The 23,307-nt window shown below is 60.5% G+C and carries 23 protein-coding genes and 2 pseudogenes; 10 read left to right on the forward strand and 15 right to left on the reverse strand.

All coding sequences use genetic code 11. The features are described from left to right. Window positions 1-5: 5 nt before the first annotated feature. The 11 genes from AC1MEW_RS23710 to AC1MEW_RS23760 all read right to left on the reverse strand — a co-directional run bounded on the left by AC1MEW_RS23710 (window position 6) and on the right by AC1MEW_RS23760 (window position 10,158). Window positions 6-773, reverse strand: a complete 768-nt coding sequence (locus AC1MEW_RS23710) for an ABC transporter ATP-binding protein (RefSeq protein WP_201257505.1) — start codon at window positions 771-773, stop codon at window positions 6-8. Between the two features lie 3 nt (window positions 774-776). After that, window positions 777-2,117 (reverse strand): ABC transporter substrate-binding protein, encoded by a 1,341-nt coding sequence (locus tag AC1MEW_RS23715; protein WP_480423784.1) that lies wholly within the window; start codon window positions 2,115-2,117, stop codon window positions 777-779. A 26-nt stretch (window positions 2,118-2,143) separates the two neighbouring features. Next, a complete protein-coding gene (locus tag AC1MEW_RS23720; RefSeq protein WP_201257507.1) occupies window positions 2,144-3,193 on the reverse strand; it encodes a branched-chain amino acid ABC transporter permease in 1,050 nt (349 codons plus the stop codon). A gap of 4 nt (window positions 3,194-3,197) precedes the next feature. Then, a complete protein-coding gene (locus AC1MEW_RS23725; protein WP_201257508.1) occupies window positions 3,198-4,079 on the reverse strand; it encodes a branched-chain amino acid ABC transporter permease in 882 nt (293 codons plus the stop codon). After that, entirely contained in the window at window positions 4,079-4,855 is a 777-nt protein-coding gene (locus AC1MEW_RS23730; RefSeq protein WP_480423786.1) for an ABC transporter ATP-binding protein, read from the reverse strand. The genes AC1MEW_RS23725 and AC1MEW_RS23730 overlap by 1 nt, the downstream gene beginning before the upstream one ends. Next, entirely contained in the window at window positions 4,852-5,757 is a 906-nt protein-coding gene (locus AC1MEW_RS23735) for an AMP-binding protein (protein ID WP_480423787.1), read from the reverse strand. Before AC1MEW_RS23735 ends, AC1MEW_RS23730 begins: the two co-directional genes overlap by 4 nt. 130 nt (window positions 5,758-5,887) lie before the next feature. Then, window positions 5,888-7,291 (reverse strand): LLM class flavin-dependent oxidoreductase, encoded by a 1,404-nt coding sequence (locus AC1MEW_RS23740; RefSeq protein ID WP_323570410.1) that lies wholly within the window; start codon window positions 7,289-7,291, stop codon window positions 5,888-5,890. Next, entirely contained in the window at window positions 7,291-7,740 is a 450-nt protein-coding gene (locus AC1MEW_RS23745) for an acyl-CoA dehydrogenase (protein WP_480423788.1), read from the reverse strand. The genes AC1MEW_RS23740 and AC1MEW_RS23745 overlap by 1 nt, the downstream gene beginning before the upstream one ends. Window positions 7,741-7,750: 10 nt before the next feature. After that, window positions 7,751-8,944 (reverse strand): SfnB family sulfur acquisition oxidoreductase, encoded by a 1,194-nt coding sequence (locus AC1MEW_RS23750; RefSeq protein ID WP_201257513.1) that lies wholly within the window; start codon window positions 8,942-8,944, stop codon window positions 7,751-7,753. Window positions 8,945-9,109: 165 nt separating this feature from the next. Next, the gene (locus AC1MEW_RS23755) at window positions 9,110-9,466 is read right to left on the reverse strand and encodes a hypothetical protein (protein ID WP_322268229.1); all 357 of its coding nucleotides are present in this window, start codon (window positions 9,464-9,466) and stop codon (window positions 9,110-9,112) included. A gap of 128 nt (window positions 9,467-9,594) precedes the next feature. Beyond that, window positions 9,595-10,158, reverse strand: a complete 564-nt coding sequence (locus AC1MEW_RS23760; protein ID WP_201202920.1) for a helix-turn-helix domain-containing protein — start codon at window positions 10,156-10,158, stop codon at window positions 9,595-9,597. On the opposite strand from AC1MEW_RS23760, the pseudogene AC1MEW_RS23765 reads away from it, so the two are divergent. From AC1MEW_RS23765 to AC1MEW_RS23795, 7 genes and pseudogenes are all read left to right on the forward strand, one after another. Beyond that, window positions 10,153-11,182 (forward strand): annotated as a pseudogene (locus AC1MEW_RS23765) (DMT family transporter). The gene AC1MEW_RS23760 and the pseudogene AC1MEW_RS23765 overlap by 6 nt on opposite strands. Window positions 11,183-11,392: 210 nt before the next feature. Next, window positions 11,393-14,329: a monovalent cation/H+ antiporter subunit A gene (locus AC1MEW_RS23770; RefSeq protein ID WP_201202918.1), complete on the forward strand. Its 2,937-nt coding sequence runs from the start codon at window positions 11,393-11,395 to the stop codon at window positions 14,327-14,329. Next, entirely contained in the window at window positions 14,329-14,673 is a 345-nt protein-coding gene (locus tag AC1MEW_RS23775; protein WP_201196321.1) for a Na+/H+ antiporter subunit C, read from the forward strand. The genes AC1MEW_RS23770 and AC1MEW_RS23775 overlap by 1 nt, the downstream gene beginning before the upstream one ends. Continuing rightward, on the forward strand, window positions 14,670-16,355 hold the full coding sequence (locus AC1MEW_RS23780) for a monovalent cation/H+ antiporter subunit D (RefSeq protein ID WP_201202914.1): 1,686 nt from the start codon (window positions 14,670-14,672) through the stop codon (window positions 16,353-16,355). The genes AC1MEW_RS23775 and AC1MEW_RS23780 overlap by 4 nt, the downstream gene beginning before the upstream one ends. Then, a complete protein-coding gene (locus tag AC1MEW_RS23785; protein WP_201202912.1) occupies window positions 16,352-16,840 on the forward strand; it encodes a Na+/H+ antiporter subunit E in 489 nt (162 codons plus the stop codon). Before AC1MEW_RS23780 ends, AC1MEW_RS23785 begins: the two co-directional genes overlap by 4 nt. Further along, the gene (locus AC1MEW_RS23790) at window positions 16,837-17,115 is read left to right on the forward strand and encodes a K+/H+ antiporter subunit F (protein WP_201196316.1); all 279 of its coding nucleotides are present in this window, start codon (window positions 16,837-16,839) and stop codon (window positions 17,113-17,115) included. The genes AC1MEW_RS23785 and AC1MEW_RS23790 overlap by 4 nt, the downstream gene beginning before the upstream one ends. Next, window positions 17,112-17,474 carry a Na+/H+ antiporter subunit G gene (locus AC1MEW_RS23795; RefSeq protein WP_201202911.1) on the forward strand — a complete coding sequence of 121 codons (363 nt, stop codon included), beginning with the start codon at window positions 17,112-17,114 and terminating at the stop codon, window positions 17,472-17,474. Before AC1MEW_RS23790 ends, AC1MEW_RS23795 begins: the two co-directional genes overlap by 4 nt. Window positions 17,475-17,575: 101 nt before the next feature. On the opposite strand, the gene AC1MEW_RS23800 is transcribed toward AC1MEW_RS23795, so the two are convergent. Then, a complete protein-coding gene (locus AC1MEW_RS23800; protein ID WP_201257515.1) occupies window positions 17,576-18,013 on the reverse strand; it encodes a DUF3995 domain-containing protein in 438 nt (145 codons plus the stop codon). A gap of 94 nt (window positions 18,014-18,107) precedes the next feature. Between AC1MEW_RS23800 and AC1MEW_RS23805 the strand changes: the two genes are divergently transcribed. Both AC1MEW_RS23805 and AC1MEW_RS23810 read left to right on the forward strand, forming a co-directional pair. Beyond that, entirely contained in the window at window positions 18,108-18,494 is a 387-nt protein-coding gene (locus AC1MEW_RS23805; protein ID WP_480423791.1) for a DUF2946 domain-containing protein, read from the forward strand. Window positions 18,495-18,580: 86 nt separating this feature from the next. Next, window positions 18,581-20,553: pseudogene (locus AC1MEW_RS23810) on the forward strand (TonB-dependent receptor). 139 nt (window positions 20,554-20,692) lie between these two features. Here the strand turns inward: AC1MEW_RS23810 and AC1MEW_RS23815 are convergent. From AC1MEW_RS23815 to AC1MEW_RS23825, 3 genes are all read right to left on the reverse strand, one after another. Then, the gene (locus AC1MEW_RS23815) at window positions 20,693-21,709 is read right to left on the reverse strand and encodes an ABC transporter substrate-binding protein (RefSeq protein WP_480423792.1); all 1,017 of its coding nucleotides are present in this window, start codon (window positions 21,707-21,709) and stop codon (window positions 20,693-20,695) included. Between the two features lie 129 nt (window positions 21,710-21,838). Further along, window positions 21,839-22,042 carry a hypothetical protein gene (locus tag AC1MEW_RS23820; protein ID WP_201202906.1) on the reverse strand — a complete coding sequence of 68 codons (204 nt, stop codon included), beginning with the start codon at window positions 22,040-22,042 and terminating at the stop codon, window positions 21,839-21,841. Beyond that, window positions 22,042-22,512: a hypothetical protein gene (locus AC1MEW_RS23825; protein ID WP_201202904.1), complete on the reverse strand. Its 471-nt coding sequence runs from the start codon at window positions 22,510-22,512 to the stop codon at window positions 22,042-22,044. The genes AC1MEW_RS23820 and AC1MEW_RS23825 overlap by 1 nt, the downstream gene beginning before the upstream one ends. A gap of 409 nt (window positions 22,513-22,921) precedes the next feature. Here AC1MEW_RS23825 and AC1MEW_RS23830 point away from each other — a divergent pair, with 409 nt between their 5' ends. After that, complete coding sequence (locus tag AC1MEW_RS23830) at window positions 22,922-23,170, forward strand: hypothetical protein (protein WP_201257551.1); 249 nt, start codon at window positions 22,922-22,924, stop codon at window positions 23,168-23,170. Window positions 23,171-23,307 lie beyond the last annotated feature (137 nt).

Here is a 23,307-nt window from a genome sequence, read left to right on the forward strand (position 1 = left end):
CATGGTCAGTGTTTACCCAGGTAGAAGTCGTGCAAATCGCCACGGGCCAGCAGTGCCTCGGCGCTGCCGGACAACACGACCCGCCCGGTATCGAGCACGTAGGCATGGGAGGCGTACTTGAGCGCCACATTAATGTTTTGCTCGGCAATCAGGAAGCTCACCTGTTCGTCGCGATTGAGCTGGGCGACGATCTCGAAAATCTCCTGGACGATAATAGGCGCCAAACCCATCGATGGTTCATCAAGCAGTACCAAAGTAGGACGTGTCATCAACGCGCGACCGATGGCAACCATCTGCTGTTCACCACCGGATGTCAGCCCGGCCTGGGTCTTGCGCTTGGTTTTCAGCCGGGGGAACCAGGCGTAGATCCGCTCCAGGTCCCGGGCCATGTCCTGGCGACTCAAACGCCGAACAAACCCGCCGCTGCGCAGGTTGTCCTCGACGGTCAACTGCGGGAACACGTGTCGGCCTTCCAGCACATGGACCATGCCTTGGCGCACCCGCACGCTCGGATCGACGCCCGCCGTGTCGCGGCCGAGAAACTCGATGCTGCCGCGACTGACTTCCGCGCGTTCGGCCCGCACCAGCCCGGAAATCGCCTTGAGCGTGGTGCTTTTGCCCGCGCCGTTGGCCCCCAGCAAAGCGACGATACCGCCCTTGGGCACCGTCAGCGACACCCCGGCCACGGCCAGGATCGCGCCGTCGTAGATCACTTCGATGTCTTTGACCTGCAACAGGTCATTGGCAGCAATGTCACTGGCGGCCTGGCTCATGGTTTATTCATCCCCGTTGCAGGTGCGTGGTGTCAGGCCTTTTTCCTTGGCGAACGCCGCTGATTTTTCATCGATCAATGGCCGCAACAAGGCACGATCCGCCGGGATCCAGTCGCTGATCAGCGTCCAGTTGGCGCCGTCCCACTGCTGGACCCGCGCCGAACCGCCGCCCTCGTGATCTTTGCAGGACAACTTGAGGTTCTGCATCAGCCCGAAGTAACCCATGTCCTTGAGCCGCGCGTCGTCGATATTCAAGTGTTCCAGGCCCCAGCGACCTTCTTCGCCATTCAAGGGGCGTTTACCAAACTTGCCCTGCGCTGTGCGGATCGCTTCGACCATGACCGCAGCATTCACCAGCCCGGAGTTGTAGTAGACGCTGCCGAAATTCTTCAGGTCCTTGAGGTCGCTTTTGCCCTTGTCGAGGATGTACTGCTTGAGGCGTTTATGGATCTCGAAATCCGTGCCGGCCGGGTATGGCGTCAGCGCCAGATAACCTTTGGCGGCGGCACCTGCGGGCAACACGTCTTCGCTGGAGCTGGCCCAGATATCGCCGACGATGTGGTCCACCGGGAAGCCAAAACGTGCAGCGGTTTTGACCGCGACCGGCGTCGACACACCCCAGGTGCGCAAGAACACCCAGTCCGGGTTGAGTTGGCGGATCTGCCGCCATTGCGCCGATTGTTCGTTACCCGGATCAGCCACCGGAATCTGGATGTTTTCGAAACCGTACTTCTCGGCCAGCAACTTCAGCGGGCCAAGGGTTTCCCGGCCGTAAGCCGAGTCGTGGTAGACCGTGGCGATTTTCTTGCCCTTGAGTTTGTCGAAGCCGCCCTCGCGTTGGGCGATGTAGTTGATCAGGCTCGACGCCTCGCTGTAGAAGGTCAGCATCACCGGAAAATTGTAGGGGAACACCGTGCCGTCGGTGGCTTCCGTGCGCCCGTAGCCGAGGGTGATCAGCGGGATCTTGTCGACCTCCGCCCGTTCGCTCAGGGCATAAGCCGCCGGGGCGCCGTTGGGGGAATAGATCGCCACCGGAGCACCATCCAGGCCTTTCTTCAAGCGCTCATAGCACTCGATGCCCTTCTCCGCCGTCCACTCGGTCTCGCATTCCTGCCAGACCAGTTTGACGCCGTTGATCCCGCCTTCCACCTCGTTGATGTAGTTCAGGTAATCGAGCATCCCGGCCCACACCTGCACGCCACTGGAGGCGTAGGCGCCGACCCGGTAAGTGGCCAACGGGAAGAATTGCTGGTCTGGCGAGGCCTGGACTACCGGGACTGCACTGCCGAAAACTGCCAGCGTCAGAGCGGCGCCAATCAGGGAACGTTTCAAGGATGCACGCATGTTGTCTCTCTAATCAGGTCAGGAATTCAGAAGCGCAGCGGCCAGTGACTCAGCCGTTCACGAAGATTGCTCAGCAGGCGAATCAGGCCTTCCGGTTCCTTGATCAGGAACAGGATGATCAGCACGCCGAAGATTATTTTTTGCAGGTTTTGCAGTTGCCCGGCGTCCACCGAACCGCCGAACAAGGCTTGCCCGGCGTGGCTGAGCAGGATCGGCAGCAAACTGATAAACGCCGCGCCGACGAAGTTGCCGGCAATGCTGCCCATGCCACCGATAATGATGATGAAGAGGATCTGGAACGACCGATTGATATCGAAGCTGCTGGCGCTGGCGGTGCCCAGGTAGGCGAAGGCCCACAACGCCCCGGCGATGCCGAGGTAGAACGAGCTGACGGCGAACGCCAGATGCTTGTAACGCACTACCGGAATGCCGATCACGGCGGCGGCAGTGTCCATGTCGCGGATCGCCATCCAGTTGCGGCCGATCTGGCTTTTCACCAGGTTGATCGCAACCCAGGTCAACAGCAGCACCGTCGTCAGCGTCAGTAGATAACGGCCGACGGGCGTGTTCAGGTCATGGCCGAACAGCGCCAGTTTCGGGGCGGAAATGGTCCCGGAGGAGCCGTAGTTGTAGAACCAGGGAAATTTGACGAACAGCCATTCGAGGAAGAATTGCGCCGCCAACGTCGTGACCATCAGGTAAAAGCCTTTGATCCGCGAACTCGGCAGGCCGAAGACGAAACCCACTACGGCGCTGATCAATCCGCCGCCCAATAGCGCGACCGGCAAGCCCAATTCGGGCAGTCGCAGCAGAAAACCGTAGGTGGCGAAGGCGCCGACCGCCATAAACCCGGCCGCACCGACCGAGGTCTGGCCGGTGTAACCGGTCAGTAGGTTGAGGCCGAGCCCGGCCAGGGACAGCACCAAAAAAGGAATCAAAATCGCGTTCAGCCAATAGTCGTTGCCGGTCAGCGGCACGATCACGAAAGCGATCAACAACAGGCCCAGCAATCCAAACGGTACACGCCGCTGGATCAGCACCGACGGCGCGGTTTCGCGGGTAAGGGAAATCGACATGGGGTCAGACTCGCTCGATGGCGCGCTCGCCGAACAGGCCGGCGGGACGGATGTACAGGAAGGCCAAGGCCAGGACATAGGCGAACCACGGCGTGATGCCGCCGCCAATCAGCGGGCCGATGTAGACCTCGGCGAGGTTCTCCGACGCACCGACAATCAACCCGCCGACAATCGCCCCGCCAATCGAGGTGAAGCCGCCAATGATCAACACCGGCAAGGCCTTGAGTACCACCAGCGACAGGGAAAACTGCACCCCTTGCCGAGCGCCCCAGAGCAACCCGGCCACCAGCCCGACCACGCCGGCCACCGCCCAGACGATCTGCCAGATCCGATTGAGGTTGATGCCAATCGACAACGCGGCGGTGGTGTCATCCGCCACGGCGCGCAGGGACACGCCGATCCGGGTCTTGTTGAACAGCAACGCCAGCACCGTCACCAGCACGATGGCGGCGGCTGCGGCGATCAGGTCGAACTGGCTGACCATCATCCCGCCGATGAAAATCGGCACATCGTCGATGCCCAGATCCAGCGCTCGCACTTGCGAACCCATCAGTCCTTGAGCCAAGCCTTCGATGATGAACGACAGCCCCAGCGTCGCCATAAACAGGGTTATCTGCGAGCGATTGACCAGGGGCCGCAGCACCAGTCGTTCGATCAGCAGCGCGCCGATGATCATCACCAGCACGGTCAGCAATAGTGCCAACGCGAACGGCACACCCTGGTCGTGCAGGCTGACGAAGGTCAGTGCGGCGAACAGCAGCATCGAGCCCTGGGCGAAATTGAATACACCGCTGGCCTTGTAGATCAGCACAAAACCAATGGCGACCAGCGAATACATGGTCCCGGCGAGCAAGCCGCCGAGCAGGGTTTCGAAGAAGAACGTCATCAATGCACCACTCCCAGATACGCCGCGATTACTTCGGGATCGGCTTGCACTTCGGCGGGCGTGCCATCGCCGACCTTGCGCCCGTAATCGAGTACCACCACGTGGTCGGACAGGCCCATGACCACACTCATGTCGTGTTCGATCAAGACCACGGTGGTGCCGAGGTCGCGGTTGATGTCGGCGATGAAGCGGGCCATTTCCTGTTTCTCTTCGGCGTTCATCCCGGCCATCGGTTCGTCCAGCAGCAACAGGCGTGGCCCGGCGATCAAGGCACGGCCCAGCTCCACGCGCTTTTGCAGGCCGTAGGACAGATTGCCCACCGGCACGTCGCGATGGGCTTGCAGTTCGAGAAATTCGAGAATGCCTTGGGCCTGCTGACGGAAGTCTTCAGCTTCACGACGGGCACGCGGCAGATTGAGGGCTTGCTCAATGAAACTGCTGCGCAAGTGCCGGGACAGGCCGGTGAGGATGTTGTCGATCACGCTCATTTTCTTGAACAGCGCGTTGTTCTGGAACGTGCGACCGATGCCTCGGCGCGCGGCGCTCAGCGGGTCGATGCGTTTGAATGGCTGCTGCTCGAAGACAATCGAGCCGGCATCAAAGCGATACACGCCGTTCAACACGTTGAGCAGCGAACTCTTGCCCGCGCCGTTGGGGCCGATCAGCGCGCAGATCTCGCCCTTGCGCACGTCGAAGGACAAATCGTTGATCGCCTTCACGCCTTTAAACGACAAGGAGATGCCGCTGACTTGCAGGATGGAATCGGTCGAGCTCATGCGATGTCCCGTTTGAATTCGGCGAGCCAGGTCGGCGCGGGTTGAGCGTCGGGGGTGCGGGTGGCTTGCCAGATGAAATGCAGGTTGTGGAAGCCCAGCAATCGGCGAACACGGTTTTTGATCAGCCGTTGCAGGCCTTTCTCGGGATGGGCGATGGCCCAGTCACAGAGGCGGCGGCGCCAGGTGCCCAGCGGTGCGAGGCGGCTGTCGATTTCATCGGCTAGCCGTTGCAGGCGTTCGGCGGAGAGCAGCAACCCGGACGGAGCAACTTCCCGGCGATCACGGCTCGCGCTGCCGGGGCTTTCCGGGAACGCCAGGGCTTGGCCGCTGGTCAGCCATTGATCGAGCAACACGCTGAGGCCGTCCTGCCATTGAGTGCCCTCTTCGCTCCAGAGTTGGGCGCCATTGACCCCGAGGCGCAGGCGTTGTGGTGGTTCTACCGGGCCGAGCAGCTCAGCGAAGTTCAACATCGTTTGGCCTTGGTTGAGCCACAGTTGCTGCGTCTGCCGCCCCTGGATAAAAGCGTGAGTCGGACGGCTGCGCCACAGCGCTTTATGCAGAGCTTCGGCGTCGAGGGTGTCGGGCAGCGTCAGCACTTCACCGCCGACATGCCGGGCAGCCAATGCCAGCAGCAACAGATCCGGTTCAAAGGCACCGCTCAGGGCCAGCCGCGAGTCTTCAGTAAACCCTTGCTGGCGCAACCCATCGGCCAGACGCTCGACGTCGCGCAAGGCATCGATCCAGCGCCAGACAAACCACTGGCCATGACGCTTGTGCCGCAGCGCCGTTTGCAACGGACTGACCTGACTCCAATGGCGCAATTGCTCCAGGGCCTGGGGCGCCTTGACCTGCCACTCGGCGGTGTCCGCACTGGGCGGACGTTTGAGTTCATGCACGCTCATGGATTGACCTCCTGTTCATGGGCAAAAGCGTGCGGTGGTCCGCTGGGCTGAAGGGTTATCGCCATCCCCTGCTCGCGATGGCGGTGTATCAGTCGCCATCGATGTTGAATGTGCTGGCCCGCGAAGGCGTCTACGCCGATACCACTTTCTTCTCCTGCTGCCGCAATGCCGCCAGGTCCCGATACCCCGCGCCTGGATGGATATCCGGCAACCGCGGCCCTTCGCCAAACAACTTCTCGCGCAGAGTCCCCGGCGCATATTCGGTCTTGTATACGCCACGCTTCTGCAACTCCGGCACCAGCAATTCCACGGCGTCGATAAAGGTTTCATGGGTCAACGCATAGGCCAGGTTGAAGCCGTCCACGTCGGTCTCTTCGACCCACTCTTGCAGCAGGTCGGCAACGGTTTCCGGGCTGCCGACAAACAACGGTCCAAACCCGCCGATACCGACCCAGTCCGCCAATTCATTCGGGGTCCAGACCTTGTTCGGGTCCGCCGTGGAGAACGCCTCCACCGCCGACTGAATCGCATTGGTGTGTACGTGCTTGAGCGGCTCATCCGGTTTGAACTGGCTGAAATCAATCCCGGTCCAGCCCGAGATCAACGCCATGGCGCCCTCGTAGCTGACCCAGGTTTTGTATTCCTCAAACTTGGCCTTCGCCTTGGCGTCGGTCTCGCCGAGGATCACCGTTTGCAGGTTGAAGATCAGGACCTTCTTCGGATCGCGCCCCGCTTCAGCCGCACGACGACGAATATCGGCAACGGTCTTCTTCAGCAGCACTTTCGACGGCGCCGCCACAAACACGCATTCGGCATGTTCCGCCGCGAATTGCTTGCCGCGACTCGACGCGCCGGCCTGATACAACACAGGCGTGCGCTGCGGCGAAGGTTCGCAAAGGTGAATGCCCGGCACCTGGAAGTGTTTGCCGACGTGCTGGATTTCATGGATTTTGCTCGGGTCACTGAAGATCCGCCGCTCGCGATCACGCAGGATCGCGCCCTCCTCCCAACTGCCTTCCCAGAGCTTGTAGCAAACCTCCAGGTACTCCTCGGCAAAGTCATAACGGGCGTCATGCTCGGTCTGGTTTTTCTGACCGAGATTTTTCGCGCCGCTCTCCAGGTACGAAGTGACGATGTTCCAGCCGGCGCGGCCCTTGGTCAGGTGATCGAGGGTCGACAGGCGTCGGGCGAACGGGTACGGGTGTTCGAAGGATAACGACGCGGTCAGGCCGAACCCCAAGTGCTCGGTGACCAATGCCATCGGAGGGATCAGTTGCAGCGGATCGTTGACCGGCACCTGCGCCGCCTGACGGATCGCCGCATCACCGTTGCCGTTGTAGACGTCGTAGATGCCGAGCACGTCGGCGATGAACAAGCCGTCGAACTTGCCACGCTCAAGGATTTTCGCCAGATCGGTCCAGTACTCCAGATCCTTGTACTGCCAGGAGCGATCCCGCGGATGCGCCCACAAACCGGGCGACTGGTGGCCGACGCAGTTCATGTCAAAGGCGTTGAGACGAATTTCACGGGCCATCAAACAGCTCCCTTTTCAGGTTTGGGAAAGCCAGGGGGATGGATGCCGTTGAGGCGGAAGTTGCCGATGAGGTGGAGCTTCCAGCGCAGCGGGTCGTGCAGCGATCCGTGCAATGCGGTGCGTTGGCCGGTGAGTTCGAATTCGGCGTTGCTGGCAGCATTCAAGGCCTCGGCGCTGGCCAGATGCGATTCGGCGATGGCGACGCTGATCTCGGTATCGTCTTCGTGACTGTTCAGAAAGTCTTCGGCGCGCTCGAGTAGTGCGGCGGCGACTTCGATGCGGATGTGCAAATCGCCGAAGCGGCTGATGACGTAAGGATCATCGGTGACTTGCGCCTGTTGGCGAACGAAGCGCAGCGTTGCATCGAGCAGGCTGCGGGCGTTGTGCAAGTCGTGCAGACTTTTGGCCAGGGGTTGCCCGGCAATAATCGGTTGGGTCAAAGCGTTCATGGTGGGCTCCTCAGTTCCAGGCGTGGCGCGCGGGCTTCACGCCGTTGAGCAGGTAGTTGCCGATCAGGTGGTATTTCCAGCGCGCCGGGTCGTGCAACGTGTGGGTCCGGGCGTTGCGCCAGTGGCGGTCGAGGTTGTACTTGCCGAGCACCGAGCGCGTGCCGGCCAGTTCGAAGAGCTTGCTGCTGGCGAGCAAGGCGATTTCGGCGGACAAGACTTTGGCTTGGGCGACGACGACCGAGGCGTGGGCCACGGTGTCTTCGTTGGGGCTGAGTAACGCTTGATCGATGGCGAGGCCAGCCTTTTTCAGGATCGCTTCGGTGCCGTGCACTCGCCATTCGAGGTCGCCGATGGCGGCGATGCTGAACGGGTCCTGCCAGCCGTGATCCTGGCCGCTGTCGATCCATGGCCGGGATTCACGGGCGTAGCGCTTGGTTTCTTCCAATGCACCGACGGCGATGCCGGTGTCCACGGCGGCCTGGATGATTTGTGAGATCGGGCCGTCGGCCGTGGGCTCGTCGAACGCCTTGTGGGCCGGAATCACTGCGCTGAGCGGGACTTTCACCGCATTCAACGTGACGCCACCGCTGGCCGTGGTGCGCTGGCCGAAACCATCCCAGCTGTCGATCACCGTCAGGCCAGGGTTGTCGCGTTCGATGAACGCGATAAACGCCTGATTCTGTTCGTTGACCGCCACCGCCGGCACGATGTGCGCGAACAACGCGCCAGTGCAGTAGAACTTCTCGCCGTCGATTTGCGCGGTGTCTTGGTCGAAACGAATGCGGGTTTCAAACGCCCCGGCGTTTTTGCTTTTGGATTCGGAGAAAGCATTGCCGAAACGGTAGCCTTGCAGGACTTTGCCGAAGTAATAGCGCTTCTGCTCTTCGGTGGCGGTTTGCAACAGGATGTCGAGCACGCCGAGATGGTTTTGCGGGATCTGGCCGAGGGATGAGTCGGCGGCGGAAATGATCTTGATCACTTCGGCGACCGTCACGTAGGACACGCCCGCGCCGCCGTATTCCTTGGGAACGGTGACGCCCCACAGACCGCTGGCGGAGAACTCGTCCAGTTCGGCCACCGGCAGGCGTCGCTCGCGGTCACGGACGCTGGCTTCGACGGCGAAGCGTGCAGCAAGTTTGTGCGCGACGGCGATGGCCTCGGCGTCCGAGCGGATGATGTGGGCGGTAATGGGTGAAGTTGTCATGGGGCCGACTCCGTGGTTCCGGGTGAATACCCTGGAGCTTCTGCAGGAGTCGTGCCTGAAATTAAAATCTTTATTATTCAATAGGTTAAAAGTATTAACTCAACCATGACAAACGGTTCAACCAGACAAACTGTTCAACAACTGTTGCCCTTGAAACACTTGGGCTCAGGTCATCTCGTTCGCGGGGGCTTCAACAGCATATGTCCGGATTTCGGACCCTTTGGAACCGAGCATGAAGCTGACAGTGAGGCTTGTGCTGCCTTTCAAATGCTCTCGGGTGAAACCGCTGGATAATCCATCAATGAGCTCGCGTTGTGTTTTCACCTCAACCGCCCAGTTGGTACTCCCGCCTGCGCTAAAACGCACCTGGATAACCGGCTTTTGCCCGATGCTCATGCTCTCGTAAGGCTCGATCTTGACGTAAACAAAGGACCCAACATATGCGGTGTACCTCACGACACCGTCCTGTGCCGAAGGGATGGAAGGGGCTGGAAAGTCGGAGGCGTGAGTTTTGTCGTTCATGGCTATACCCTCGTGAGGCGCGAATCACCGATGTGAAAATACACCCCACAAATGCGCCATGTTCTGAGCGACGTCTACTGTCAAAAATGTCAGGTTCCGCAGCGTTTCCGATGAACGGGACTGCGTGTTCAGATCACCACATTACGCACAAACCGCGCCGCCACCGGTCCATCGTTGCGATAGGTATGGGGCTGGTTGCTGGCGAACATGAAGAACTCCCCCGCCGCGATTTGCTGCGCTGTGTCGCCCAGCATCAGCGTCAGGCAGCCTTCGAACACAAAAATCTGCTCACTCCAGCCTTCGGCATCCGGTTGTGACGGATAAACCTCGCCCGGTTGCAGGCACCATTCCCATTGCTCCACCTCGCGGGTAGCAGTGGCTTTGGACAGCAACACCGCTTTACTCCCGGAAATCGTCCCGGCCCAGGCCAGTTCGTTGATGCGGCTTGGGTCGCGGGCATCCGGGGCCTGGATCAGATCGCTGAAGGCGACGTCCAGCGCTTCGGCCACTCGGTCGAGGGTGGTCAGGCTGACGTTTTTCTCGCCGGCTTCGATCGCCACCAGCATCCGCCGGCTGACACCGGACTTTTCGGCCAGGGCGGTCTGGCTCATGTCGGCGGCGTGGCGCAGCCGTCGAACGTTCTGGCTGACGTGCTGGAGGACCGAAGCCCGCGGGGGAGAATCTTTGTGCACTATATTGCTCACTTGGCAGGGTTGGGCAGTATACTGCGCAACATTCGGGCGCATTGTGCGTCCGCCTCAGGTAGCGCGCAAGGTCATGACGTCGGTGAATTCCCCTCAGGCTTCTTCCCGTTTCTCGCGGTTCAGCAAGGCCGAGTGCGTGCTGGTGCTGATTACCATGGTCTGGGGCGGGACCTTTTTGCTGGTACAGCATGCGATGACCGTCAGTGGGCCGATGTTTTTCGTTGGCCTGCGCTTTGCGGCGGCGGCAAGTATCGTCGCGCTGTTCTCCTGGCGTCAGCTGCGGGAACTGACCCTGTTCGAACTCAAGGCCGGTGCCTTTATCGGCGTGGCGATTATGCTTGGGTATGGCTTGCAGACCGTCGGGTTGCAGACGATTCCCAGCAGTCAGTCGGCGTTTATTACCGCGTTGTACGTGCCGTTTGTGCCGTTGCTGCAATGGCTGGTGCTGGGGCGGCGGCCGGGGTTGATGCCGAGCATCGGGATCATGCTGGCGTTTACCGGATTGATGTTGCTGTCGGGGCCTTCCGGGGCTTCGCTGAATTTCAGTCCGGGTGAAATCGCCACGTTGATCAGCGCTATCGCGATTGCGGCGGAGATTATTCTGATCAGCACCTATGCCGGTCAGGTCGATGTGCGGCGGGTGACCGTGGTGCAATTGGCGACTACCTCGGTGTTGGCATTTTTGATGGTGGTACCGACAAACGAAGTGATCCCGGACTTCTCCTGGTTACTGCTATGCAGCGCCCTGGGTTTGGGTGCGGCCAGTGCGGCGATTCAGGTGGCGATGAACTGGGCGCAGAAGAGTGTTTCACCGACTCGGGCGACATTGATCTATGCCGGCGAACCGGTGTGGGCCGGGATTGCCGGACGCTTGGCCGGGGAGCGGCTGCCGGCGATTGCCTTGCTTGGGGCAGCATTGATTGTGGCGGCGGTGATTGTCAGTGAGTTGAAGACCAAGGGTAAAGGTGCCATTGCGGTCGACGAAGCATTGGAGCGCGAAGGCGAACGTTAAAGCCTTCGGCAGCTCCTACAGGGGTACGCATTCCAATGTAGGAGCTGTCGAAGGCTGCGATCTTTTTGCGCCCGCGGAGTTTCAAAGCGTTGAAACAATGAAAAACCGTCTTTTTGTGCCTACCTTGTAGGATCCTGCCACAGGTTGGCGTTTGGCGATCCGGGAACTGGCACGTATGATGCTTCACAAACTTCCGCAGATTAGAAGCCTATGTCCCTGATAGTTCTACTGCTTCTGCCTTTTATCGGCAGCTGTGTCGCGGCTTTGCTGCCACATAACGCGCGTAACAGCGAATCACTTCTGGCTGGTCTGGTTGCCCTCGCGGGCACTATTCAAGTCGCTCTCTTGTACCCGCAGATCGCCCATGGCGGCGTGATACGCGAAGAATTCTTCTGGTTACCGAGCCTCGGCCTGAACTTCGTCCTGCGCATGGACGGTTTCGCCTGGCTGTTCTCGCTGCTGGTGCTGGGCATCGGCACGCTGGTTTCTTTGTACGCCCGCTATTACATGTCGCCGGACGATCCGGTGCCGCGGTTTTTCGCGTTTTTCCTGGCGTTCATGGGCGCCATGCTCGGGCTGGTGATCTCCGGCAACCTGATCCAGATCGTGTTTTTCTGGGAGCTGACCAGCCTCTTTTCGTTTCTTTTGATCGGCTACTGGCACCACCGCGCCGATGCCCGACGTGGCGCCTATATGGCGCTGATGGTCACCGGCGCAGGGGGTTTGTGCCTGCTGGCGGGGGTCATGCTGCTCGGCCATGTGGTTGGCAGCTATGACCTGGACAAGGTCCTGGCCGCCGGCGATCTGATTCGCGCACATGCCCTCTACCCTATTCTGCTACCCCTGATCCTGATCGGCGCCCTGAGCAAAAGCGCGCAATTCCCCTTCCACTTCTGGCTGCCCCACGCGATGGCGGCGCCGACCCCGGTTTCGGCTTATCTGCACTCGGCGACCATGGTCAAGGCCGGGGTGTTTCTGCTGGCACGTCTATGGCCGTCGCTGTCCGGCAGTGAAGAATGGTTCTACATCGTTGGCGGGGCTGGCGCCTGCACCCTGTTGCTCGGCGCGTACTGCGCGATGTTCCAGAACGACCTCAAGGGCTTGCTGGCGTACTCGACCATCAGCCACCTGGGCCTGATCACCCTGCTGTTGGGCCTGAACAGTCCGCTGGCCGCCGTGGCCGCGGTGTTCCACATTCTCAACCACGCCACCTTCAAGGCTTCGCTGTTCATGGCCGCCGGGATCATCGACCACGAAAGTGGCACCCGGGACATTCGCAAGCTCAGCGGCCTGATCAAACTGATCCCGTTCACTGCCACGCTGGCAATGGTCGCCAGCGCCTCCATGGCAGGCGTACCGCTGCTCAACGGTTTCCTCTCCAAAGAAATGTTCTTCGCCGAAACCGTGTTCATCAACGCCACTGCCTGGGTCGAGATGACCTTGCCGATTGTCGCGACCATTGCCGGTACGTTCAGCGTCGCCTATTCCCTGCGTTTTACCGTCGATGTGTTCTTCGGCCCGACCGCCACCGACCTCCCGCACACTCCGCACGAGCCGCCTCGCTGGATGCGCGCGCCGGTAGAACTGCTGGTGTTCACCTGCCTGATCGTCGGGATTTTCCCAGCCCAGGTCGTCGGCCCGTTGCTCGCGGCGGCGGCCCTGCCCGTCGTCGGTGGCACTCTGCCCGAATACAGCCTGGCGATATGGCACGGCTGGAACGCGCCGATGATCATGAGCCTGATCGCCATGTCCGGCGGCATCGTGCTTTACCTGCTGCTTCGTAACCAACTCAAGCGCGGGCGCTTCAAGTACCCGCCGCTGATTGGCCGGTTCAACGGCAAGCGCCTGTTCGAACGCAGCCTGGTGATCATGATGCGCGTGGCCCGTCGCCTGGAGCGGCGGATCGGCACCAAGCGCCTGCAAACCCAGTTGTTCCTGATGGTGCTCGCCGCCGTGCTGGCCGGGTTGATCCCGATGCTCCACAGCAGCCTGAGCTGGGGCGAGCGGCCGAAAATTCAGGGGTCGATCGTGTTTGTGATCCTGTGGCTGCTGGCGATTGCCTGTGCCCTCGGCGCGGCATGGCAGGCCAAGTATCACCGTCTCGCCGCCCTGACCATGGTCAGCGTGTGTGGCCTGATGACTTGCGTGACCTTTGTCTGGTTCTCGGCGCCGGACCTGGCGCTAACGCAACTGGTGGTCGAAGTGGTGACCACGGTGCTGATCCTGCTGGGCCTGCGTTGGTTGCCGCGACGGATCGAAGAGGTCTCTCCGTTACCAAGCAGCCTGCGCAAGGCGCGCATCCGGCGTATCCGCGACTTGCTGTTGTCGACCGTGGTCGGCGGCGGTATGGCGCTGCTGGCCTATGCGATGCTGACCCGGCAGACGCCTAACGACATTTCTTCGTTCTACCTCAGCCGCGCCCTGCCGGAAGGTGGCGGTAGCAACGTAGTCAACGTCATGCTGGTGGACTTCCGTGGCTTCGACACCCTCGGTGAAATCACCGTGCTGGCGGCCGTGGCCCTGACGGTATTCGCCCTGCTGCGCCGCTTCCGCCCACCGAAAGAAAGCCTGCAATTGCCGGCCCAGCAGCGTTTGCTGGCGCCCGACGTGGTCACCGACCTGGTCAACCCGCGTCAGGCCAGCGACACCGCCCTCGGTTTCATGATGGTGCCAGCGGTGCTGGTGCGCCTGTTGCTGCCGATCGCCGTGGTGATTTCGTTCTACCTGTTCATGCGCGGGCACAACCAACCGGGCGGCGGGTTTGTTGCCGGCCTGGTGATGTCGGTGGCCTTCATCCTCCAATACATGGTCGCCGGCACTCAGTGGGTAGAGGCGCAAATGAGCCTGCGGCCGCTGCGCTGGATGGGCACCGGGCTGCTGTTCGCCACGGTCACCGGGCTTGGCGCGATGGCCGCCGGGTATCCGTTCCTGACCACCCACACCTGGCATTTCGAACTGCCAGTTCTGGGCGATATTCATATCGCCAGTGCGCTGTTCTTCGACATCGGCGTGTACGCGGTAGTGGTCGGTTCGACGCTATTGATCCTCACCGCCCTGGCTCACCAGTCGGTTCGGGGTCACAAAACCGCCGCGCAGCCGAAATCCGCTGCTGCGCCGAAATCCGTTGCCGCCAAAGGAGCCGTCTGATGGAAGAAGTCATCGCAATCGCCATCGGCGTCCTGGCCGCGTCCGGCGTCTGGCTGATCCTGCGGCCACGGACGTTCCAGGTGGTCATGGGCCTGTGCCTGCTGTCTTATGGCGTCAACCTGTTCATCTTCAGCATGGGCAGCCTGTTCATTGGCAGGGAGCCCATCATCAAGAACGGCGTGCCGCAGGATTTGCTGCATTACACCGACCCACTGCCCCAAGCCCTGGTGTTGACCGCAATCGTGATCAGCTTCGCCATGACCGCGTTGTTTCTGGTGGTGCTGCTGGCCTCTCGGGGCCTGACCGGTACCGACCATGTGGATGGCCGGGAGCCTAAAGAATGAATGCGATGACGCACCTGATCGCCGCACCGATTCTGCTGCCGCTGCTGACCGCCGCCATCATGCTGATGCTCGGCGAGAAACATCGCCCGCTGAAAGCCAAGATCAACCTGTTCTCCAGCCTGCTGGGCCTGGGCATCTCCGTGATGCTGCTGCAATGGACGCAAACCACCGGCGTGCCTGGCTCCATTGGGGTGTACCTGCCGGGCAACTGGCAATTACCGTTCGGCATCGTGCTGGTGGTCGATCGTCTGTCGGCGATGATGCTGGTGCTGACCGGGATCATCGGCGTCAGCGCCCTGCTGTTCGCCATGGCCCGTTGGGACGGCGCCGGTTCGAGCTTCCACGCGCTGTTCCAGATACAGTTGATGGGCCTTTACGGCGCATTCCTGACGGCAGACCTGTTCAACCTGTTCGTGTTCTTCGAAGTGCTGCTGGCCGCGTCTTACGGCTTGATGCTTCATGGTTCGGGCCGGGCACGGGTGTCGTCGGGGCTGCATTACATCTCGATCAACCTGCTGGCCTCGTCGCTGTTTCTGATTGGCGCGGCACTGATCTATGGCGTCACCGGCACGCTGAACATGGCCGACCTGGCGCTGAAAATCCCGCTGGTACCTGAAGCTGATCGCGGCCTGCTGCATGCTGGTGCGGCAATTCTGGCGGTGGCGTTTTTGGCGAAGGCCGGGATGTGGCCGCTGAACTTCTGGCTGGTACCGGCCTATTCCGCGGCCAGTGCGCCAGTGGCAGCGATGTTCGCGATCATGACCAAGGTCGGTGTCTACACCTTGCTGCGACTGTGGACGCTACTGTTCTCCGGCCAGGCCGGGGCGTCCGCCTACTTTGGTGGCGACTGGCTGATCTACGGCGGCATGGCGACCATCGTCTGCGCGGCCGTGGCGATTCTTGCCGCGCAACGGCTGGAACGCATGGCCAGCCTGAGCATTCTGGTGTCGGCCGGGATTCTGTTGTCGGCCATCGGCTTCGCACAACCAAACCTTATCGGCGCGGCACTGTTCTACCTGGTCAGCTCGACGTTGGCGCTGAGTGCGCTGTTCCTGTTGGCCGAGTTGATCGAGCGCTCCCGCTCAGTCAATGAAATGCCGCTGTTCGACGACGCCGATCTCATTACGCGACCTCCGCAATCCCTGCAACCGACCAAAGGCATCAACCTCGACGACGAACAGAAAGCCGTGGTCGGCCAAGTGATCCCCTGGACCATGGCCTTCCTCGGCTTGAGTTTCATTGCCTGCGCCTTGCTGATCATCGGCATGCCGCCGCTCTCCGGGTTTATTGGCAAGCTCGGTTTGCTCAGTGCCCTGCTCAACCCGCTGGGGATTGGCAACAGCGGTGACGTCCCGATATCAAACGCGGCGTGGGGCTTGCTGGCGTTGCTGATCCTGTCCGGGCTGGCGTCGCTGATTGCTTTCTCGCGGTTGGGTATCCAGCGTTTCTGGACCCCCGAGGAGCGGCCATCGCCGCTGCTGCGACGCCTTGAGTGCGTGCCGATCATCGCCCTGCTGGGGCTGAGCATCGCGCTGACCTTCAACGCCGAACCGCTGATGCGCTACACCCAGGCCGCCGCAACAGCCTTGAACAACCCGGAGCAATACGTGATGGCGGTGCTCGGCACCCGCTCCGTCCCAAGTCCCGAAGCGAAAGCGGCGATGCTGGAGGTGCAACCATGAAGCGTCTGTTTCCTGCGCCGTGGTTGTCCCTGGCACTGTGGCTGTTGTGGCTGGTGCTGAACCTGTCGATCAGCCCTGGCAATCTGCTGTTGGGCGCGATGCTGGGGTTTTGCGCGCCGTTGATGATGCGCAAATTGCGGCCATTGCCTATCCGGATTCGGCGACCAGGGGTGATTGTGCGGTTGTTTTTCCTGATCGGTCGTGACGTGGTGCTGTCCAACATCGCCGTGGCCTGGGGCGTACTAAACGCCGGTCGACGGCCACCGCGCTCGGCGTTCATCAAGGTGCCGCTGGACTTGCGCGACGCCAACGGCCTGGCTGCGCTGTCAATGATCTGTACGGTAGTGCCCGGCACGGTCTGGTCGGAACTGGCGCTGGACCGCAGCATTCTGTTGCTGCACGTGTTCGATCTGGATGACGAGGCGTCGTTTATCGAGCACTTCAAGTCGGCCTACGAGCGTCCTTTGATGGAGATCTTCGAATGAGCGAATTGCTGTCGAACGCGATCGTGCTGAGCCTGTTCATCTTTTCGCTGGCGATGATCCTGACCCTGATCCGGCTATTCAAGGGACCATCGGCCCAGGACCGGGTTCTGGCGCTGGATTATCTGTACATCATCGCCATGCTGATGATGCTGGCGCTGGGTATTCGTTATGCCAGTGACACTTACTTTGAGGCCGCGCTGCTGATCGCCCTGTTCGGCTTCGTCGGTTCGTTTGCCCTGGCCAAATTCCTGCTGCGTGGCGAGGTGATCGAATGAATGGCGAACTGTCGTTGTGGGTCGAGATTCCGGTGGCGATCCTGCTGGTGCTCAGCAGTTTGTTCGCACTGATTGGCGCGGTCGGGTTGTTACGAATGAAGGATTACTTCCAGCGCATGCACCCGCCAGCCCTGGCTTCGACCTTGGGCGCGTGGTGTGTGGCATTGGCGTCGATCATTTACTTTTCGGCGCTCAAGTCCGCGCCAGTGCTGCATGCATGGCTAATTCCGATTCTGTTGGCGATTACGGTGCCGGTGACCACGTTGCTGCTGGCGCGGGCGGCGTTGTTTCGCAAGCGCATGGCTGGGGATGATGTGCCGGCCGAGGTGAGTAGTCGGCGTACCGAAATCGGTAGCTAGATGCGAAAAGATCGCAGCCTTCGGCAGCTCCTACAGGGGAATGTGTACACCCATAGGAGCTGCCGAAGGCTGCGATCTTTTGATTTTGCTTTACCTGCCGATCAGACCCAGGCGACAGCCAACAACCCGGCCCCCAACACCACGCACAACGGCGAATAAGCCCAGGTGTCGAGCCGGGCAAATCTCGAATCCTTGACCTGCTTGAAGAACCCTACAAGGTTTGAATCACCGATTGCCCGGGCAAACATCAGCATCGCGATGGCGCTGATCACCCATTGCAGCGACCAGTGCTGCACCGTCGGCAAATACAAGCCGACCCGCAGGCACACCAGCATCGCGATCAGCAGTAAACCGACCGCCACCAGCAACGTCGCAAAGCCCGAAGGCTTGAACGCCGGCCTTGATTCCCCTCCACCCTCTCCCGGGATTCTCGGCACCGCCGCTTCACTCCCGAGCGTGCCGCCCGCGGCCCAATACAGGTGGACCAGACTGATCAACAGGAAGATTGCAGCAATCCATTGCGCGACCATTAGGCTCATATTCAGACATCCAGCGTGAAATGTCGCAGCAGGATGAACTTCATTGAACTTTTTTGTAAGGGTATTCGTCTTCGGCGAGGTAAAGTGCCGCCCCATGAGATTCGCCCGAACTGATCGCACATTGATGGCCTGGATGCTTTATTGCTGCGTCCTGTTCAACGTGTTCGCCTGCAGCATCGGTCATGGGCAAATGGTCGGGATGCAACTCATCGGCCTCGGCGGCCAGTTCTGTGCCGTGGACCCGGCAACTCAGGCGCCAGCCTCGTCGAACACCTCCGAGGAAAAGCTGCCGACCCTGTCCAAGGCGTTCGGTTGCCCGCTGTGCTCCACCGGCGGCATGGGCCCGGCGCTCAACTCCAGCCTGACCCTGGCGATTCTCCCGCAACAACACAGCCCGCCGCTGGCCGCCGTTGCCAGCATCGACCTTCCTGCCCGCCACACCTGGCCTTCGGCCAACCCTCGCGCCCCACCTTTCGCCTGATTTTTCGTCTTTCCGATCAGCCCACTTCGCCTACGCGTGGCGTTTGCCTGTGCGCTGTTTCCTAGTCAAGAATTCAGGATTCATCGATGAAACACCTTCCTCTTTTGGCCAGCCTGTTCGGCTGCCTGTCCGTTAACACCTGGGCGCAATCCACCGTCGATCTGGCGCCAATCACCATTGATGGCGAGGCCAATGCCGAACCGGGGCTGAGCCTTGACCAATCCAGCGGTACGGCCTCCAGGCTGGGCCTGAGCGTACGCGAAACCCCGGCGTCAGTGGCATCAACGTATCGGGCGGCTTGGCTCGCCCCGTGGACGCGTGGATTTATGATCGGGTCGAACTGGTGGGCGGCCCTTCGTCGCTGATCAATGGCGCTGGTTCCGTGGGTGGCTCGTTGAATTACGTGACCAAACAGGCCACCCGCGAGGAGCAAGCGGTCGAAGGTCGGGTCAGCTACGGCAGCTACGACACCACCGAGACCGCATTCGGCCTCAACCACGCCCTCAGCGAAGCCGGCGCGGACGTGCAGCACTACGCGCGACTCGACGTCAGCCACAACACCAGCAACGGCTACATCGACCGTCAGGAGCGCGATGCCTGGAGTGTGGCGTTCTCGTTGCTCAGCGACCTGACGCCAAACCTGTCCCACACCCTGGCCCTGGAATATCAGGACGAACATGAGGACAGTCCTTATTGGGGCACTCCGGTGCTCAATCCCAAGGCTGGCGAGCTGAAGATCGACAAACACAACCGATTCAACAACTACAACGTCGAAGACGGGCGCTACGAACAGCGCACAATCCGGGTTCGCTCGATCATCGACTACCGAATCAACGACAGCACGACGTTGCGCAACACGCTGTACCACCTCGACAGCCAGCGCGATTACCGCAACCTCGAAACCTATCAGTACAACGCCGACAACAGCGCGGTGAATCGCTCCACGGCGTATCAGGTTCGGCATCAGGGTGAGCAAAACGGCAACCAGTTCGAGCTGCGCCACGACAATACCCTGCTGGGCCTGGACACCACTTGGTCCGGCGGCTTCGAGTACAAGGTCAACCAGACCACCAACTCGCCGCTGAACGTCAAAGGCACCAGCAGCGTCGACCCGAACAACTTCCAGCCGGGGCACTTCTACGACATCCCGGGCACAAATCCAGAACGGGTCAGCGACAAGACCAATGAGGTCACCACCAAAGCCCTGTTCGTCGAAAACCGACTCGCATTGACCGACAAACTGGCGCTGCTGACCGGCCTGCGTTACGACGACATCGACCTGGACGTGACCAATCACCGGGCCGTGACCGCCAGCAATCCTCGACACTTCAAGCGCAGTTGGGAGCCGATTACCGGCCGGGCCGGCCTGACCTACCAGATCATTCCCACAGCCAACGTCTACGTGCAGTACAGCACCGCCGCCGAACAGCCCAGCGGCACGCAGGACTTTGACGTGTCCACCGGCAAGCAGTGGGAAGTCGGCAGCAAATTCGATTATCTGGACGGTCGCGGCTCGGCGAAGGTGGCAGCGTACACGATTGAGCGTAAGGATTTTGCCGTGACCGATCCGCTGGACCCGACCCAAAGTATCCCGGTGGGTCAGCAAACATCCAAAGGCATCGAGTTGGCGACCTCCTTCAGGATCACCGACAAGTTGTTGGCCGAAGGCAACTTAGCCTGGGTCGATGCGCAATACGACGAGTTCACCGAGAAGAACGCCGCTGGCGTGGTGGTCTCACGCAAGGGCAACACGCCGACTAACGTGCCGGATCGGGTCGGCAACCTGTGGCTGACCTACGATTTCGCGCCGCAATGGCAGGGCGGCGTCGATGCGCGGTACGTCGCCTCGGTGTTTGCCGACAGCGCCAACACCATGACCGTGCCGTCCTATACGTTGCTCGGGAGTTTCCTGAGCTACAAGGTCGACCGGCACACCACCGTCACCGGCCGGGTGCGTAACCTGACCAACGAGGTGTATGCCGAGTTTGCGCATGTTTCGCCGGCGTATTACCTCGGCACACCGCGCACCTTCGAGTTAGCCGTACAGACGAAGTTCTAAAACCTGCAAATACCTGTGGCGAGGGGGCTTGCCCCCGTTGGGCTGCGAAGCGGCCCCGGCATTTGTTCAGTCGCACCGCGTTTTCAGTGTTTACGACTGCTGCGCAGCCGAGCGGGGGCAAGCCCCCTCGCCACAATGTTCACTGAAGGCTGGCGGTAACTTTATCCGCCACATCCTTCGGCACCCACGCCTGCCAAACCTCCGGATGCATCTTCATAAATGCCTCGGCAGCCTGACGCGGAGCGGTGTGCTTTTCACTCATCTCGGCCAGGGCCTTGTTCAACGGTCCAATCGGCAAATCGACCTTGCTGAAGAATGCGGCGACCTCTGGGTACTGCTTCTGAAACGACGTGGACACCCCAATCGACAGTTTCGAGGCCAACGAACGGGTCGGCTTCGGATTCGGGTTGTCGGCGTCGGTCAGGGTTTTCCAGGCTTCGGCGTCAAACGGCGGCTCTTCCAGCTGAATCAGCTTGAAGCGCCCGAGCAACGGCGTCGGTGACCAGTAATAAAACAGAACCGGCTTGCCACGACGGATCGACGAGGTGATTTCCGCGTCCAGCGCGGCACCCGAGCCGCTGCGGAAATTCACATAACTGTCGTTCAACCCATAGGCCGTCAGTTTTTGCTTGTTGACCACTTCGGAGGTCCAGCCGATCGGGCTGTTGAGAAAGCGCCCCTTGCCCGGGGTTTCGGGGTCACTGAACACATCCTTGTAGCGCGGCAGGTCGCTGACACTGTGCAGGTCCGGCGCCAGCGGCTTGATGCCCTTGGCCGGATCGCCCTTGATCACGTATTCCGGCACCCACCAACCTTCGGTGGCGCCCTTCACCGTATCGCCCAGGCTGGCGACCTTGCCTTCGGCCTCGGCCTTGACCCACACCGGACTGCGCCCGGCCCACTCTTCGCCAATGACCTGGATGTCATTGTTGGCCAGGGCGGTCTCCAGGGTGATGGTGGTTCCCGGCAAGGTATCGGTCGGCAGTCCGTAGCCCTTTTCGACGATGATCCGCAGGATATCGGTGATCAGGCTGCCGCTTTCCCAGTTCAGGTCGGCGAAGTGAATCGGGGCCTGGGCAGCAAATACCGGGACCGGCGCAGCGAGCAAACCGAACGTGGCCAGGGTAGCGGCCAGCAACCGTCGAAGTCCTTTCATGCTTTTGCACCTCATGCTGTTCACAGCAATAGCAGGATGGCCTGACAGACTAGACCGCAAGCCTCTGAATACTCAGTCAACTGACTGTAGTAGAGGTTCCTGCTTTTTAGCGGCAAACGAGGGGCGTAATTATTTTTCAGAAGGTTGCTGCAAGCACGCAAGCTCCCTTCGCACCATGCTGGCGTACTCCGCCGGACGCAAGGTGTAGAGCTGTGAAGCCACCCAAGTCAGCCAACCGCCTTGCAGAACAGCCTTTTGTGCGAAAAGGCGCTGGGCCTCGGCTTGCGCACTGGCGAGGTTCTGCTCGTGGAAATCGGCGCGGGTCAGCGGCATTACTCGCTGGCCTTGAAGGTCACCAGTTCACCCTTGCGCCACTTGGCAGCCTTGGCCGTCACGGCTTTCAGGGTTTTGGTCAGGCCTTCCTGCAACTGCTCGTGGGCGGCGAACACCATCACCACGCTATGACCTTCCTTGAACACAATGCCGTGACCGTCAGCTGTCGTCACAAACGCATAGTCACCCAAGCCGTAAACGGTCAGTTTGATTTCGCGGAACTTGATGTCCAGTTTGCCGCCTTCGCGGCTGGGTAATACCGAGGCGCTGAAATGATCGCCGACCTTGAGTTTAAGGCCAGGTTTGTCGTCCACCACCAGGGCGGCTTCGGTATCGATTTCGGCAATGTAAATGCCTTCCGCGTTCTGTTCGGTGACATAGACAAAACGCGACTGAAACTGTTTAACCAACTTTGCACGCAAATCACCCAGTACGAACAACGCATGCATATCAAGATTACTTACTGCCAAGGAAACATCCCCACATCGAAAATGATGCTGTACGCAGGAAAAACGCACAGCAGAAAAAAGCGGCCATGGCGAATGTGTTGCCGAATGAGCCGAGTTGAAATCCTGGATTGAGCAGAGCGCTCATCCATCGCGAGGTAAGTAAGATTACTGGATTGTCACTCGCGCCGTCCTCCCTGACGTTCGCCAGAAGTTGAAGGAAAACATCCTTCTGGGGACCAGAAAAGCCGGACTACTAACTTTAGGGAAAAAACGCTTCAAGAAAAGCACTTTTCCGACATATCGCCCGTAAAAAATTGCTTTAGATGGCTACCAATCGCCAACCACTGATGGCGATTCTAGAGCAGCGATGCTCAACCCGACTACTCAAAACGACGCACACACGTCGGTAAAAACAGGAAAAGGACTTCTTATGTGCACGATGACCCACTTTGCAAATCACTCAACGCCTCAAACAAACCACCTTGCGCCCCTGCACCCGCTGCTGTTTCAGGCCCATGCCCTGCCCCTTCAAGCGCTTGCCCTGCCGCGTTTTCAGGTGGTACCGGCCGGCAAGTCATTCTTCCACATCAAGGAAACCGCCACCGGTCGCGTCAGAGGTTTCCGCACCGACCATAACGAAGCCTGCGCCCTCGCCCGCTCTCTGGCAGCGCGTACCTGACGCCGAGCATCAAATGACGTTTCGTCATGCCGACGACTTAACTCAGCCGTCGGCGGGCAACTACTGCCATACTGCGCGCCCCATGAAACCCGTCCCCTCGGCGGACGGCTTTCACTACAACAGACTATTTCCAAGGG

It is taken from the genome of Pseudomonas sp. ASL4 (assembly GCF_056680395.1).